This is a genomic window from Paenibacillus terrae HPL-003 (genome assembly GCF_000235585.1).
Taxonomy (GTDB): Bacteria; Bacillota; Bacilli; order Paenibacillales; family Paenibacillaceae; genus Paenibacillus; species Paenibacillus terrae_B.
This window is the reverse complement of sequence record NC_016641.1, coordinates 5,047,583-5,062,210: the sequence shown is the minus strand read 5'-3', so window position 1 is coordinate 5,062,210 and position 14,628 is coordinate 5,047,583. Positions and strand designations below refer to the sequence as shown.

The 14,628-nt window shown below is 48.6% G+C and carries 16 protein-coding genes; 11 read left to right on the top strand and 5 right to left on the bottom strand.

Features of this window, described 5'->3' with window-relative positions:
* Positions 1-330: 330 nt before the first annotated feature.
* The 11 genes from HPL003_RS22360 (at position 331) to HPL003_RS22310 (ending at position 10,737) form a co-directional block, all read left to right on the top strand.
* Positions 331-864, top strand: coding sequence for a hypothetical protein (locus HPL003_RS22360; protein ID WP_014282053.1), 534 nt, complete (start codon positions 331-333; stop codon positions 862-864).
* A complete protein-coding gene (locus HPL003_RS22355) occupies positions 857-2,359 on the top strand; it encodes an AAA family ATPase (protein WP_014282052.1) in 1,503 nt (500 codons plus the stop codon). The genes HPL003_RS22360 and HPL003_RS22355 overlap by 8 nt, the downstream gene beginning before the upstream one ends.
* A gap of 136 nt (positions 2,360-2,495) precedes the next feature.
* Positions 2,496-3,368, top strand: a complete 873-nt coding sequence (locus tag HPL003_RS22350) for a 3-hydroxyacyl-CoA dehydrogenase family protein (RefSeq protein ID WP_014282051.1) — start codon at positions 2,496-2,498, stop codon at positions 3,366-3,368.
* A complete protein-coding gene (locus HPL003_RS22345; RefSeq protein ID WP_014282050.1) occupies positions 3,365-4,561 on the top strand; it encodes an acetate/propionate family kinase in 1,197 nt (398 codons plus the stop codon). The genes HPL003_RS22350 and HPL003_RS22345 overlap by 4 nt, the downstream gene beginning before the upstream one ends.
* A 136-nt stretch (positions 4,562-4,697) precedes the next feature.
* A complete protein-coding gene (gene asnS, locus HPL003_RS22340) occupies positions 4,698-5,993 on the top strand; it encodes an asparagine--tRNA ligase (protein ID WP_014282049.1) in 1,296 nt (431 codons plus the stop codon).
* A 3-nt stretch (positions 5,994-5,996) separates the two neighbouring features.
* Positions 5,997-6,725 carry a DnaD domain protein gene (locus tag HPL003_RS22335; RefSeq protein WP_043922489.1) on the top strand — a complete coding sequence of 243 codons (729 nt, stop codon included), beginning with the start codon at positions 5,997-5,999 and terminating at the stop codon, positions 6,723-6,725.
* 144 nt (positions 6,726-6,869) lie between these two features.
* Complete coding sequence (locus tag HPL003_RS22330; protein WP_014282047.1) at positions 6,870-7,505, top strand: RNA polymerase sigma factor; 636 nt, start codon at positions 6,870-6,872, stop codon at positions 7,503-7,505.
* Positions 7,502-7,972 carry a hypothetical protein gene (locus tag HPL003_RS22325; RefSeq protein WP_014282046.1) on the top strand — a complete coding sequence of 157 codons (471 nt, stop codon included), beginning with the start codon at positions 7,502-7,504 and terminating at the stop codon, positions 7,970-7,972. The genes HPL003_RS22330 and HPL003_RS22325 overlap by 4 nt, the downstream gene beginning before the upstream one ends.
* Positions 7,973-8,064: 92 nt before the next feature.
* Positions 8,065-9,327 carry a hypothetical protein gene (locus HPL003_RS22320; protein ID WP_014282045.1) on the top strand — a complete coding sequence of 421 codons (1,263 nt, stop codon included), beginning with the start codon at positions 8,065-8,067 and terminating at the stop codon, positions 9,325-9,327.
* A 4-nt stretch (positions 9,328-9,331) separates the two neighbouring features.
* The gene (locus HPL003_RS22315; protein ID WP_014282044.1) at positions 9,332-10,114 is read left to right on the top strand and encodes a hypothetical protein; all 783 of its coding nucleotides are present in this window, start codon (positions 9,332-9,334) and stop codon (positions 10,112-10,114) included.
* A gap of 11 nt (positions 10,115-10,125) precedes the next feature.
* Complete coding sequence (locus HPL003_RS22310; protein WP_014282043.1) at positions 10,126-10,737, top strand: flavin reductase family protein; 612 nt, start codon at positions 10,126-10,128, stop codon at positions 10,735-10,737.
* A 14-nt stretch (positions 10,738-10,751) separates the two neighbouring features.
* Here HPL003_RS22310 and HPL003_RS28725 read toward each other — a convergent pair whose 3' ends face one another.
* From HPL003_RS28725 to proC, 5 genes are all read right to left on the bottom strand, one after another.
* The gene (locus tag HPL003_RS28725; protein ID WP_158308746.1) at positions 10,752-10,940 is read right to left on the bottom strand and encodes a hypothetical protein; all 189 of its coding nucleotides are present in this window, start codon (positions 10,938-10,940) and stop codon (positions 10,752-10,754) included.
* A gap of 265 nt (positions 10,941-11,205) precedes the next feature.
* Complete coding sequence (locus HPL003_RS22305; RefSeq protein ID WP_014282041.1) at positions 11,206-11,856, bottom strand: methylthioribulose 1-phosphate dehydratase; 651 nt, start codon at positions 11,854-11,856, stop codon at positions 11,206-11,208.
* A complete protein-coding gene (locus HPL003_RS22300; RefSeq protein ID WP_014282040.1) occupies positions 11,857-12,534 on the bottom strand; it encodes a 2-hydroxy-3-keto-5-methylthiopentenyl-1-phosphate phosphatase in 678 nt (225 codons plus the stop codon).
* Positions 12,531-13,742, bottom strand: coding sequence for a 2,3-diketo-5-methylthiopentyl-1-phosphate enolase (locus HPL003_RS22295; protein WP_014282039.1), 1,212 nt, complete (start codon positions 13,740-13,742; stop codon positions 12,531-12,533). The genes HPL003_RS22300 and HPL003_RS22295 overlap by 4 nt, the downstream gene beginning before the upstream one ends.
* Positions 13,739-14,605 (bottom strand): pyrroline-5-carboxylate reductase, encoded by an 867-nt coding sequence (gene proC, locus HPL003_RS22290; RefSeq protein WP_014282038.1) that lies wholly within the window; start codon positions 14,603-14,605, stop codon positions 13,739-13,741. The genes HPL003_RS22295 and proC overlap by 4 nt, the downstream gene beginning before the upstream one ends.
* Positions 14,606-14,628 lie beyond the last annotated feature (23 nt).

Sequence of the window (14,628 nt, the reverse complement as noted above, 5' to 3'; positions counted from 1 at the left end):
GAATCTGAAGAAGCGATAGCGTTCGCCTTTGCCGCCGGATTTTCTCCATAAGAATCTATTCGAAAAAAATCCGGCGGCAACAGCGATCGTAAGATCAAATCATTCACGGAGCGTCTCCCACCACCATAACCAAACATTTTGCCCAACCACAACTCACCCACACATTGCCTTCGATATTAGATATACGTTATGATATACTATATTTTATAGGTGATAGACAAAAATGATAGATAAAGACTTGCTGATCACTGTTAGATCATGCAGTCTGATTTATTTGTTGACATTCGTCCCGTTTCTTCTGTGTTTTACAATTTGAGAGGAGGATGTTATTTGAAATTACGTGCAGTTCCTATCGTTGTTGCTGCGGTTCTGGCAGCATCGCTGTTGTTTGGAGGATGGTTCATTTACCGTCAGGTTACAATGCAGAGTCCTCTGGAAAAACTGGTTTCCCAATATCCCGGCGTGACAAGCGCTCAAATAGATATTAAACCGGATCAGGTTGTTTTGAATCTGGATCTCAAACCGCAGGCAGATGTTGCCGGATTGGTCAATATAGTTAAGCAAAAAGGACAGTCCATCATTGGCGGCCGTACAGTTAAGCTGGAAATTGCGGATCACTCCAATCCAGCGTTGAACCAGTGGTGGTCTGAGGCCATGTTTCCGGTAGCGGAAGCGATGGAAAATAAAAAATACACCCAAATTTCATCTACCGTCGAGCAGATGAAAAAGAAAAAAACTGGTATCGAGGCCGATACCGATATGGATTCAAACAACGTCTATATCCGACTCAGCGAAGGCAAAGCGACCAAGTTTATCGTTTTGCCACGTCAATCTCAGCAAATGGGGGTATGGCCTAATGCCTAGATGGATCAAGGAAACACTAATCGGCATTGTGCCGGTGACCATTATATTTCTCATTTTTATCGGGGTGAATATTATCCCTTTTCTTATTGCAGGTTTGATGCTCAGCGGCTTGTTAATGCTCATGCATGCACGTGGAGGCTTGGCTGTAGGGGCCGGACAAGAACGTAAACGTAAAAAGAACAGCCCGGACAAGCTGACTTTTGAGGAAATCGGCGGGCAAGAAAGCGCCAAGCAGGAGCTGCGCGAAGCGCTGGATTTTTTGAATCGGCATGATGAAATTTCCAAGTTTGGCATTCGTCCATTAAAAGGTGTTTTGCTTACAGGCCCTCCGGGAACCGGGAAAACACTGATGGCGAAAGCAGCTGCGCACTATACCAATTCTGTATTTGTTGCCGCTTCAGGCAGTGAGTTTGTTGAAATGTACGTAGGTGTTGGTGCAGGCCGTGTCCGTGAGCTATTTCGGGAGGCCCGCACTCGTGCAGCCAAGGAAAAGAAGGAAAATGCTATTATTTTTATTGACGAGATTGATGTAATTGGCGGCAAGCGTGAGGGTGGACAGCAACGTGAATATGACCAAACCTTGAATCAGTTGTTGACTGAAATGGATGGCATCTATTCAGTAGATACTCCGCGCATTTTGATCATTGCGGCTACAAACCGTAAAGAAATGCTGGACAGCGCCTTAACGCGTCCGGGGCGTTTTGACCGTCATATTCAAGTGGATTTGCCTGACAAGAAGGGCCGTCTTCATATTCTTAAAATCCATGCCAAAAACAAACCGATTCAGGAAGATACGAATCTGGACAAAATTGCTGAGGAATCTTACGGGTTTTCCGGAGCACAGCTGGAAAGTGTCATGAACGAAGCAGCGATCTATGCGATGAGACAGGAACAGGAAATGATTGCGCAAAAGCATCTGTCGATGGCGATTGACAAGGTGATGATGGGTGAGAAAACGGATCGTGAATCAACACTGGAAGAGAAAAAACGTGTAGCGATTCATGAACTGGGACATGCTATTATGGCTGAAATCGTTCGTCCCGGCAGTGTCAGCCAGGTAGCGCTCAGCCCGCGTGGGAAAGCGCTCGGCTATGTGCGGCACAATCCACAGCAAGAGCATTATTTGTATACCAAGCAGTTCCTGGAGGAGCAGATCATGATCTCGCTCGCAGGAGCTGCGGCGGAAGAAATGTACTATGGCGGTCGCAGTACAGGCTCTAGTAACGATTTTGAGCAGGCGCTGAACATTGTTCATACGATGATGACTTCCGGTTTGACTTCACTCGGCATTATTAACATGGAAATGGTAACAAAAGAAGAGCTCATGCGTGAAAATGGTGAGATTATGGACGACCTGCATAACCGTACTTTAGAGCTTCTCGAAAAGCATCGTCCAGTGTTCGACAACTCTCTTGACATCCTTATGAAGGAAGAAACCCTGTCCGGGGATCAATTTAGATGTCAATTTAGTGAAAATGCTCTATTACCAGCATAATTTTTTGTGCTGGTTATTTTTTTTTACTTTTAGTCCGTGCTAAGATATTATTAGCTATTGGGACATAAACATGTATTTTTCGACAAAGAAGGATACAATATATGAGAGTGACCAGGAAAGGGTGGAGTAAAGAACCATGCAATTTAAAAAAATCGGCGTCATCGGCGGCGGCACCATGGGACAGGGTATTTCTGAAATGCTCGCGTCCAAAGGAATTGATGTGCTGTTGGTAGAGCAGACACCAGAGAAACTAGACTACGCCTACAATATGATTGAAACGAGTCTAGACAAGCAACTGGAAAAATGGGCTATCACACAAGCGGAGAAAAAATTGATTTTATCCCGCATCCAGAAAGTTTCCCATTTGGCTGAGCTGGGCAGCTGTGACATGGTCATTGAGACCATTACAGAAAATCTGGACGAGAAGAAAGCTGTTTTCCAAGAGCTGGACCATGTGTGTCCAAGTAACATTATTCTTGCAAGTAATACATCCACGCTGAGCCTGACCGAGCTTGCCAGCTCGACCAAGTATCCTGAGCGTGTTATTGGCATGCACTTTATCTATCCAGTATCCCGCATTGATCTTGTAGAAATTATTCGTGGCTTGAAAACTTCGGACGATACGTTTGAAAACACCAAGATGTTCGTTGAAGAAATAGTAGAGAAAAAAGGGGTTATGATTTATGAATCCCCAGGCTTCGTAACAAGCCGCATCATCTGCCTGCTGATCAATGAAGCAGCTCACGTTCTTCAAGAGGGCGTTGCTTCTGCTGAAGATATCGACGATGCTATGCGAATCGGCTACAGCTTCCAAAACGGTCCTTTGGAAATGGCTGACCGCTTTGGTCTGGATTCCGTTTTGGCTGCTCTGGAGCGTATGTTCCGTGAATTCGGCGAATTAAAATATCGTCCGTCCATCGTCCTGAAGAAAATGGTACGTGCAGGTAATCTGGGCGTCAAATCGGGCGAAGGTTTCTTTAAGTACGACAAGGATGGTGACCGGATATGAAAATTCTCGTAATTAATGCAGGGAGTTCTTCCCTGAAATACCAGTTATATGATATGACGGACGAGTCTGTTCTGGCAAAAGGATTGGTAGAGCGCATCGGTATGGATTCTTCCATCCTGACGCATAAGCCGACCGACAAAGAAGAATACACTGAGGTTAGCGAAATTCTGGAGCATACTACAGCGATTCGTAAAGTGCTGAATGCACTCACGGATGCGGAACATGGTGTAATCTCCAGCACTAGCGAAATTCAGGCTGTGGGCCACCGCGTTGTTCATGGAGGCGAAATCTTCAAGCAGTCAGCACTTGTAACGCCTGAAGCGAAGAGTGAAATCCGCCGCTTGTTCGACCTTGCGCCATTGCATAACCCGGCTTCCATGATGGGTATTAAAGCGGCTGAATTGAATATGCCAGATGTACCGCAGGTTGTTGTATTTGATACCTCATTCCATCAAACCATGCCTGAAAAAGCTTATATGTACGCTATTCCAAGAGTGTTGTACAATAAGTACAAGGTTCGTCGCTACGGTGCGCATGGTACTTCCCATGATTATGTAAGCAAGGAAGCTGCCAAATTCATCGGTCGTCCTTTGGAGGAGTTAAAAATCATCACTTGCCACATTGGTAACGGCGGCAGTGTCACAGCAGTTCAAGGCGGTTTGTCTGTAGATACTTCCATGGGTATGACTCCACTGGAAGGACTTATGATGGGGACACGTAGTGGTGATTTGGACCCGGCAATCGTGCCTTACGTGATGAATAAAGAAGAATTGACGGTCAATGAAGTCAACTCCATGCTGAACAAGCACAGTGGACTTTTGGCTATCTCCGGTATCAGCAGTGATATGCGTGAAATCACGGAAGGTATGGAAAAAGGCGAAGCTAATTCTACATTGGCATTTGAAATGTATGAATATCGTCTGCGCAAATATATTGGTTCGTATGCCGCGGCAATGAACGGGGTAGACGTGATTGTATTCACGGCAGGTGTAGGCGAAAACTCCGTCGTTCTGCGTAAGAGAGTGTTGGAGCAACTGACATTCCTCGGTATCGAGCTGGATGATTCGTTGAACGCTATTCGTTCTGGTGAGCCTCGCCGGATTACAACAGCAAATTCGAAGGTTGAAGTATTGATCGTTCCGACGAACGAAGAGCTGGTTATTGCCCGCGACACGTTCCGCCTCGTTCAGTAGCTCGACCCAAAGAGTAAACTTTATGCATACGGGCTATCACTTAAAATAGGTTCCGTATGCGCCAAACAGCGAGAGCAAACAGCCTGACCCAGGGGGAAGGGCTGTTTGATTTTCGGTTAAGAGGAGAGAGACTGTCATGACGAATAAAAGTACGATTGCCCTAGTGGGCCGCCATGTAGGGGAAACGGTTACAATCGGCGCTTGGGTAAATAATAAACGATCTAGCGGTAAAATCCAGTTCCTGCAACTGCGCGATGGTACTGGATACATTCAAGGGGTTATCGTGAAAAGCGAGGTGTCCGAGGACATTTGGAATGATGCCAAATCCTTGACACAAGAAAGCTCTTTGTATGTTACCGGAGTTGTGCGCGAAGAACCGCGTAGCCAATCCGGTTTTGAATTAACGGTAACGGGCATTGAAATCATTCATTTGACAGAAAACTACCCGATCACTCCAAAAGAACACGGTGTAGATTTCCTGATGGATCACCGTCACCTGTGGCTGCGTTCCGCCAAGCAACGCGCGGTTCTGATCGTACGGGCGGAAATTATCCGTGCGGTACAGGAATTCTTTAACGGCAATGGCTTCACAAAGGTGGACCCGCCGATTTTGACACCTTCTTCCGCAGAAGGCACAACAGAACTGTTCCATATCAAATATTTTGACGAGGATGCTTATCTGACACAAAGCGGACAGTTGTATATGGAAGCGGCAGCCATGGCGCTTGGCAAAGTCTACTCGTTTGGTCCAACCTTCCGTGCGGAAAAGTCCAAAACACGTCGTCACCTGATTGAGTTCTGGATGATCGAGCCGGAGATGGCTTTTGTAGATCATGAGGAATCTTTGCGCGTACAGGAGCAGTTTGTGGGTCATATCGTACAATCAGTGCTGAAAAATTGTGCAAAAGAGCTTGAAACGATCGGGCGCGATGTTTCGAAGCTGGAGCAAATTCAGGGAGAATTCCCGCGCATTACGTATGATGAGGCGATTGCTTTCCTTCAAGGAGAAGGATTCGATATCCCTTGGGGCGAGGACTTTGGCGCTCCGCATGAAACGGCTATTGCTGAGAGATATAACAAGCCAGTGTTCATTACACATTGGCCGACTCACATTAAGGCATTTTATATGAAGCCTGATCCAACCCGTCCAGAGGTTGTCCTGTGCGCCGATATGATCGCTCCTGAAGGCTACGGCGAAATTATCGGGGGCTCCCAACGGATTGATGATCCGGCCTTGATGGAAGAACGTTTCAACGAGCATAACTTGGCGCGTGAAGCTTACCAATGGTATATGGATCTGCGCACCTACGGCACCGTTCCGCATTCCGGCTTTGGACTGGGACTGGAGCGTACGGTAGCATGGATTTGTGGACTAGATCATGTACGTGAAACGATTCCGTTCCCACGTATGCTGTATCGTCTGTATCCGTAACCGATGACCGGATCATTCGACAAGACATCAGCGGCAGAGTGGGCGGAGGGAGTAGCCTTTGCTATGGAAGCCGGAATGGTCCAGATTCCCTACGCTCTGCTCAAGCATTACCGGACGCTTCGGCTGACGGACGGAGAGATGCTTCTGCTTATGCAGTTGCTTGCTTTTAAACAAGCCGAACGTAATGAATTTCCAACCTGGGAGCAATTGCAGGCACGTATCGGATGTACAGCGAACGAAATCGGGCTCTATTTCAGCAAGCTGATGAAGGAGGGTTTTCTGCGGATTGATACTGTGGAAGACCGCAACTCATCCGTGCAATTTGAACGCTACAATCTAACGGGGCTGTACCGTAAGCTGGCGGAATGTATGATACCCGAGCGCACGGAGCAAAGCGATGACGATGATATTTTGTTTGCCGGAAAAACGGATGTGCTCAATGGGATATCGGAGTCTCCGCCTTCGGAGGAACGGAATATGTTCACGATTTTCGAGAAGGAATTCGGCCGACCGTTGTCACCGATGGAATACGAGACGATCACCAGTTGGGTGGATCAGGATCGGTATCTGGAGGAGCTGATTTTGCTGGCCTTGAAGGAAGCGGTGTTTGCGGGGAAGGTGCATTTCCGGTATATTGACCGCATTTTGCTGGAGTGGAGCCGAAACCGTGTCCGTAATGCACAAGATGCTAAGGAATACGCTCAGCGTTTCCGTGGCGGCGGACGCAGTTAAAGCGATAGACTGAGGGTTTTCAGGCAGCAGCAAGGTTTACATGATATGCTTGATTAAAGTGACAAAAAAAGTTAAATGAATACAATTAAAATATTTGAGCAAACAGCAGCTTAGCGATAGAGGACACGCTACTCCGGGAGGAGGGTGTGTCCTTTTTTAAATATTTTTTTCGAAATATGCAGGGGGAGGAAATTCTCCGGCGTCTATAGTATTGGGAAGGGGGAGAGCGTCATTGATATAGAGAGAATCATTGAACGAATACGGTCTGGTGACCGGCAGGCGTTCCGTGAGATAGTAGAGCTGTATAGCAAGCATGTGTTTCATGTGGCCTATTCGGTACTGCATGATAGCAAAGAAGCGGAAGATGCCGCGCAGGAAGCGTTCGTTCAGGTGTATAAGTCTCTCCCCCAGTACCGGAACGAAGGTTTTAAAACGTGGCTGACCCGAATTGCGCTCCACAAGGCGCTGGATATCAAGCGCAAACAGGACAGGCGGCCCGCAGAGCTTATAGATGTGACAGAAACCCTCGTACAGCTCCCTTCCCGGGACGAGGATGTGCTGGTCCGTCTGATCCGCGAGGAGCGAAATGTGGAATTATCGCAAAAAATTGCCCAGCTGCCCCAGCAGCATCGGGATATTATCCAAGCCTATTATATGCAGGGCAAAACCTACGACCAAATTGCAGAAGAGACGCAGGTAGCCTTAAAAACAGTAGAGTCCAGACTCTACCGGGCACGGCAGTGGATTCGAAATCACTGGAAGGAGGAGGAATGGCAATGACTGACCAACATGATAAACCGTGGACTAAAGGGCAGATGAATGACTGGCACGCTTATATTACAGGACTTTGTACAACAGAGGAATCCGCACGGCTGGAAAAGCTTCTGCTGGAAGATGAGCAGGCGCTGGCTTTATATCTTGTTGCATTGGAGCAACTGGAGTCGACATTGGAAGATTGTTCTGCCTGGACGGATACGGAGCGCTTCACAGATCAGGTAATGGCTACTCTTCCCGATAAGGAAGCAGAATCGAATCAAGCCATTTTCAAAAAACGCCGTTGGTTTGAAAAGCCTGCGTTTCACTACGTAGTGGCGGCAAGCTTGACGCTAATTCTACTGTCTAGCGGTGCTTTTGATAAAATGATGCCGCAAACCAACGGTAAGACCGTTCCTCCGAAAAAACGCGTCTCCTACAGTGAAGAGGTTATGCGGGCTACGACAAGCTGGCTCGACAAATTAAAGCCCTGAAATCAATGAAAGTGGCAGATAAAAAGGTTTAAATTCAAACCTTCAGATGAGGATTTTTATCAATATCGCAAGATTAGAAAGGAAGTGTAGCGGTGCCTTATACAGAACGAAGCAAGCTCCTGGCATTTCTGTTGAACATTATTCCAGGTGTGGGACACTATTACTGGACCAGAAAAGCCAATGCGTTTGTATACACTATTTTGTTTTTCGGATGTATGGCTGGGGGATTATTTTTTTCGGTGATAGCGAGTGACGAATTGCCTTTATTGGCCAGTATGTTTGTTGCCGCCCTTTTCTGGGGGCTGAGTATGCTGCATATCATTATTAGCTTGCTGCGTTATGATCCTCGTGCGGTCGCTGCTCCATATCCCCCTCATGCAGGCCCTAATCCATATGGCTTTTACCCCCAAGGTGCGCCTTATGGAGATAGAGGCTTGGCGGGCGAGGCTCCGGAGGGAGCGCAGAACGCGGATACGGTTATACCAGAAGCAGGAGCGGATTTTGACGCAGGCTACCATCAATTTGCGCAGGGACACTACGGATTGGCAGGTTCGCCTGCTTTTCAAAAAGGCTCGGACAATGAACGCTTTTTCACCATATTGCTATCGTTTATCCCGGGATTGGGACACCTTCATTTGGGGCTGATGCAGCGTGGTTTGTCTTTTCTGCTGTCCTTCTTTGGCTTTGGAGCGATTCTCGTCTTTATTACCAGTATCTCACACGAATCCGGATTTATGGCGTTTGCGGGCGTGCTGCCGATCATCTGGCTGTATTGTATGTTTGATGCGGTGCAGCATGTACACCGTAAACAAGCGGGAGAAATCCTTCAGGATCGGACTTTGTTTGAAGAACTGGAGCACGGAAGAGTCGAGGGGCGGCGAAGCAAAATGCTGGCTACCATTTTATCGGTATTTCCCGGGGCGGGACATATGTATATCGGTTTGCAAAAACGGGGGCTTCAGCTCATGCTTCTGTTCTTAGGCGGTATTTATGTGCTGGATGTGCTGCATTTGTCCCTCTTTTTGTTCCTGATTCCGGTGGTCTGGTTTTATAGCTTTTTTGATGCATTGCAGCAAGTAAGCCGCTATGGACGGGAACCGTTAATTGACAAGCCTGTGATCGATATGTTTGCTCAATATCACCGATGGGTAGGCCTGGGGTTGCTATTGCTGGGTGTGTATTACATCTTGATCAACGTACTTGTTCCTACTCTGGATCGTCTGTTTCCGAACGGAGAGGTTTATAATATGGTTGACATGTATCTACGGACGATTATCGTATCCTTATTGCTGATTGGCGGTGGTATTTGGATGATGATCGGTAATTCCAAATCTAAACGGGTGAAGGAGAAATAATAGGATGGATACTGAGTTTTCAAAGAGTGAGGCTCCCTTTAAGGGAGTCGATCATCCTCATGGTGATATAGGAGGCTCCACAGGCATATTTGGTACATCATCCAACAAAAGCAGCTCCTCCAAAACACCAAACGCCCCGGCAGGGGTATGGAAGGTCGGAAGACTGTCGATGGGACTTTTTTTGGTCTTGTTGGGAGGGGTAACGTTTGCTTCCAAGTTTTGGGGAGCGGGCATATTGGATCAGGCGTTGACGTGGTGGCCTATCGTTTTTGTTCTGCTGGGGCTTGAAATTTTAATGTATACGGCGTGGCAAGGAACACGTGAGCGCATCCGTTATGACCTGTTCAGTATGTTTATTACGGCGGTCTTGGTTTTTTGTTGTATTGGTTTTGCTTTGGTCAGTTCACTGGGACTTACTTCGCAAGTCAGGGATATGATGAGCTCGGTTCAGGAAACAAGGCTCCTTCCTGATTGGCATGAAAAAATGCCTGCTGGAGTGACCAAGATCATCGTGCAGGGTGAAGATCCCTATGCGGTCAAAATTGATGCAACCACCTCACCGGAGGTGCATGTGTTCGGAAGCTATGTCTACACAGGCAACGAGGATGAACTAAAAGGACAGGAGATGTATCAGACAAAGCATATTGGTGATACACTGTATGTGCTACTGGGCCAAATCCCGACACGTTTTATGCAACCCCAGCATCAGCTCGACGTTACGATTGCTGTACCCGAGGGGATTACGGTTACCGTGCGCGATAATCAGGGAAATGTAATTGAAAAATAGGAGGGAAAACAATGATATCATTAAATCCTGATACACTTACAGGGCGTGAAAATTATAAGCTGTTATCCGGAAGCATTATACCAAGACCGGTAGCCTTTGTGACGACACTGAGCAGTGAAGGGGTGCTGAATGGTGCGCCGTTCAGTTATTTTTCCATCGTAGCTTCCGAGCCGCCGCTGCTGTCTGTGTCTGTACAACGTGTCGATGGGGTGTCCAAAGATACAGCACGTAATGCGATAGAGCAAAAAGCCTTTGTCGTACATATAACGGATGAGGACAATGTGGGAGCGGTGAATGTGACGGCTTCCCGTCTGTCGCCGGAGGAAAGCGAAATCACACTGGCTGGACTTACGTCGGTGAAAAGTACAAAAATCGTGGTTCCCGGTGTGGCTGAAGCGAAAATACGCATGGAATGTGTCTTGGAGCAGGCAATACCGCTTGGGGGCACTGAGGATACACCTGCCTGTGATCTGCTGATCGGGCGTGTGGTGCAGTATCATTTGTCCGAGGAAGCGTATCAAAATACATACGTGATCGCCAAGGAGCTGCGTCCGGTGAGCCGTTTGGCCGGAAATGATTATGCGAAGCTGGGAGAGCAATTCAGGCTGGAGCGTCCCCAATAGGGGACGTTGCTTTTTTACGTAACAAACGTCCTACAGGCAGGAGCGGATGGCATAGCAGTCATTTCAGCCATCTCATGGGCAGAAGCCCATGTGAAGCTGCACAAAGCCTCAAGAGCATCCTTTTCTCGCAGCGTACAATAATCACAGATCAGATGCACCTGCACATGAATGATACAAAAGGCAGTCCGGGACTTTTGTTTCACGTCCAAGGCTGCCTTTGCAATAAAAAAGAGAACGCCCTCTCCCCCCGCTTTCTCTGGGGCTACGTTCTCTGCATTCGCGATTTGCACTTTCTAATTAAAGCAGGCTCAAGTATATAAGCTGAACTCGAAAAATGAACATCAAAACGAAGTAGGCGGAATGGTGCTGTACAAGCGAAGCGGTCGCGATGGGAAGCACCATCCGGCTGCGTAATGGCGCAATAGGTAACTGTTGAGTTCAACTTATATAACAAGCTGTTCATCAACATTAAGGTTTCAGCAGCAGGGAACGATACGTCGTTTCAAACAAAAATTCAAACGCCTCCAGATGCTTTTTAGCCTCAAACACATCACGCCCCCACGCATAAATGCCGTGGTTACGCAGCAAAATTCCTGGCACCTGATCATTCAGTACACCCGGCACCAACTTGGCAATCGAAGCAATATCCGCGTAATTCGGCAGCACAGGAATATCAATCGCAGCATTTTCCTCCCAAATGTTAAAAGCCTTAATGAGTTCAATGCCTTGCACAGGTACAGAGCCCTGTTCCCCGTAATATTCAGAAATAAGATTGTTGAACACAGTATGCACATGGAAAACGGCTCCGCAGCCTGTCAGACGGTAAATCTCACAATGAATCAGCGTCTCGGCGCTTGGCTTGAGATTTGTGGCTTCTGCCGCTTTTCCGAGCTGGTCCACAAACAGAAAATCCTCTGGTGTCCGCTTGGTTTTATCCTTGCCGCTGGCGGTAACTGCAAAATAAAATTGTTCGGGATGAAAATCCCCGATCCGTATTGACAAATTGCCGCTCGTGCCGGGGAACCAGTTGCGAGATGCAAATAGCTCCTTGACATCAGCGAGTTCTTCCAGTGCGCGGCGTTTTTCTTCCAACGTAATGTCTGCCAAGCTAAAGCTCATTTACAGCACCCCTTGCTCCTGTTTTTGTTTTAAATCCTTAATAATGTCGTCAAATGTTTCAAAGGGTACATGCGGCACGCCCAACTCCTGACACTTTAAAGTCAGGTGTGAGCGGGAGTACACGAGGTCAGCAATTTTGGCTCCTTCAAAATCCGTCAGGCTGTCCCCGATCAAAATTCGTTCGTACTGCTCAGCAGGGTATTGACGAATCACGGTTGTTTTGCACATACCGCAGTCGTTCGTACACGGTTCCTGACATACATGCGGCCACGTAATCTCAATATCGTTCCCCGAGAAATTGGCTCCATTGCAGTAAACGTGATCCTGTGGAATGTCGAAAGGCTCCAACAGAGGATCAATAAAGAAATCAATACCGCCGCTGGTGACAAAAAATTCAATATCCTGCTCCCGTACATAGTCCAAAAAACGGGCAAAGCCCTCGCGTATACCAGCTTGTCCAAGTACATAAGAGATGATTTCATCTTTTTGCGCTGAAGGCATCAGAGCGAACATGGCACCGACGCCTTCACGAATGGACGTGTGTCCGTTCACGATATTATGCATAATCGTCTCATAGCCCGCAGGCTGAAAATGCTTCATAATGGCAACAATATTGTCGCTGTTCGTAATCGTCCCGTCAAAATCGCAAAAAATGACGGGCTTCTTCGCTGTACTCATCGTTCGCCTCCCCACGTGTCGAGCGCGGATTGCAGCTCGGGGTGAGTGCAGGCGTATTCCGCCAGCGGCACAGCCTGACACACAGCTTCAATCGCCTGCACAAAGGCACGCCCGCCTGCTTCGGTGCCGAGCGGATGACCGTGAATGCCGCCTCCCGCGTTAACGACAACATCTGTGCCAAAATCACGCACAATTAACGGCACCAGGCCGGGGTGAATCCCTGCGGATGGCACAGGCATGCTGGCCTTTAGCGGCAGCTCAGGGGTGATCAGCTCATCGCGGATCGCCATGTTTTCCTCTCGCGGCATTGTCACCGAGCCGTAAGGGGAAGGGAAGAGCACGAGGTCAGCGCCAGCCAGCCGCATAAGCTGACCGAGCAGCACGGACGCCGAAATGCCGTAATGCGGCGAAGGGTAAGCAGCACCCGCCAACGAAGGGTGGGCTGCAATCGGCACCGATATAGCGGGATCGCTGCTGAGTTCATGCAGCACATCGTAGCCATAGGCCAGCACGTTGAACAGCAGTGCATTCGCGCCCGCGTTGATGGCTTTGAGGGCTTGTGCTTTGAGCTGTGAGGTCGGTCCGGTTAAATTAGCGGCATACAGCAGCTTTTTACCGGTTTCACGCTCAGCCGCCTCGGCGGCTTTGATGCAGGCTTCGACGCGTTTTTCAATCGGCGTCAGCGCATTTTCAAACAAAATCTCGTCGTCCTTGATCAGATCGACGCCGCCCAGGGCTTGTCGGGTAAACTGCTCGCTCAGTTCGTCCAGATTAAGACCAATCACTGACTTGAAAATGCTCATTAGCAGTGGACGGTCATATACGCCGAGCTGCTCACGCAAGCCGCTGATGCCAAATTTCGGCCCCGGAAAAGCGGAACGGAATGCTTCCGAGAAGCCCAGCTTCGTCAGCTTGATACGGCCGTCCATCGAAATTTTGCCGAAGACCGTCACCAGCAGTGCGGGAATGTCTCGGCTGAAATTGACATCCGGGTAAGCGATGGTCAGGTCGGCATACCGTTCACCGGGCCCTCCATCGTGAACGCCCACGGATTGAACCGAGCCGAGATGCTTTTGCATTGCGTTCCGCTTGGCTTGCGGCAGCTCCGTCCAGCTGCCCACCGTCATGCCGATGGCAATGGATTGGGCCTTTTTGTTAAAATCGGCTTTGTCATCGTATACCCGGTAGGTCGCTAAGCAATAGCTCATTCAATTCCCTCCTTTAGTACAGCTCCCATCTCACGGGATCGTTCAGCGCAACGCTGTACCGCTGCAATGACCGTTTCGTAGAAATCGCCTTTGTCCAGCGTTTCCAACGCGGCTACCGTCGAGCCATTGGGTGACATGATTTTGTGGCGCAGGGCAGAAGGCTCCTCGCCGGTTTGTTGTACCATGCGTGCTGCTCCAAGCGCGGTTTGCACTGTCAGCTCGTGTGCCTGCTCAGGAGTCAAGCCACCACGGATTCCCCCGGCAATCATGGCTTCCATCAAGTAGTAGACATAGGCAGGCCCACTTCCGGAAATCCCGGTCAAAACATCCATTTTCTCTTCTTCTATAACCGTTACCGTACCTACAGATTCGAATATCGTAAGTACGTTTTTACGCTGGTCTTCACTAATCTCCTTGGAAAAGCTGATGCCTGTGGCTCCCAGTCCAATCGAGCTGGATGTGTTCGGCATCGTCCGGGCGATGGGCTGCTTGCGGCCAAGCAACGTCTGCATCGTACGAATGGATAGTCCGGCGATCACCGAAATGATCAACTGCCCATCTGACAGGAGCGGACCGAGCTGTTCAAGGGCTTGTGCAGCATCCTTGGGCTTCATGGCAAGCACAATCACGGGAGAGCGGCGCAGCAGCTCGATTTTGGCGGCATCCTCGGTTTGGAACAGCACCCCATATTGCTGATGAAGTTCCTTCAGGCGTGCCTGATTGCTGCGGTTGATGACTGTAATACCGCCACGTTTGACAACGGAACGGGCCGTCATCCCGTGGATAATAGCCTCAGCCATCGAGCCTGCCCCAAAAAACGTAATTTGATCTTGAATTAAAGCCTTTGTTTGTGATTCACACATGGTTTCATAACCTCCAAGGATAC

Bases quoted from the DNA above. Each gene is read 5' to 3' on its own strand.
- HPL003_RS22355 (WP_014282052.1), top strand. From the start codon at position 857: ATGCCTAGATGGATCAAGGAAACACTAATCGGCATTGTGCCGGTGACC.
- HPL003_RS22350 (WP_014282051.1), top strand. From the start codon at position 2,496: ATGCAATTTAAAAAAATCGGCGTCATCGGCGGCGGCACCATGGGACAG.
- HPL003_RS22345 (WP_014282050.1), top strand. From the start codon at position 3,365: ATGAAAATTCTCGTAATTAATGCAGGGAGTTCTTCCCTGAAATACCAG.
- asnS (WP_014282049.1), top strand. From the start codon at position 4,698: ATGACGAATAAAAGTACGATTGCCCTAGTGGGCCGCCATGTAGGGGAA.
- HPL003_RS22335 (WP_043922489.1), top strand. From the start codon at position 5,997: ATGACCGGATCATTCGACAAGACATCAGCGGCAGAGTGGGCGGAGGGA.
- HPL003_RS22325 (WP_014282046.1), top strand. From the start codon at position 7,502: ATGACTGACCAACATGATAAACCGTGGACTAAAGGGCAGATGAATGAC.
- HPL003_RS22315 (WP_014282044.1), top strand. From the start codon at position 9,332: ATGGATACTGAGTTTTCAAAGAGTGAGGCTCCCTTTAAGGGAGTCGAT.
- HPL003_RS22310 (WP_014282043.1), top strand. From the start codon at position 10,126: ATGATATCATTAAATCCTGATACACTTACAGGGCGTGAAAATTATAAG.
- HPL003_RS22305 (WP_014282041.1), bottom strand. From the start codon at position 11,856: ATGAGCTTTAGCTTGGCAGACATTACGTTGGAAGAAAAACGCCGCGCA.
- HPL003_RS22300 (WP_014282040.1), bottom strand. From the start codon at position 12,534: ATGAGTACAGCGAAGAAGCCCGTCATTTTTTGCGATTTTGACGGGACG.
- HPL003_RS22295 (WP_014282039.1), bottom strand. From the start codon at position 13,742: ATGAGCTATTGCTTAGCGACCTACCGGGTATACGATGACAAAGCCGAT.
- proC (WP_014282038.1), bottom strand. From the start codon at position 14,605: ATGTGTGAATCACAAACAAAGGCTTTAATTCAAGATCAAATTACGTTT.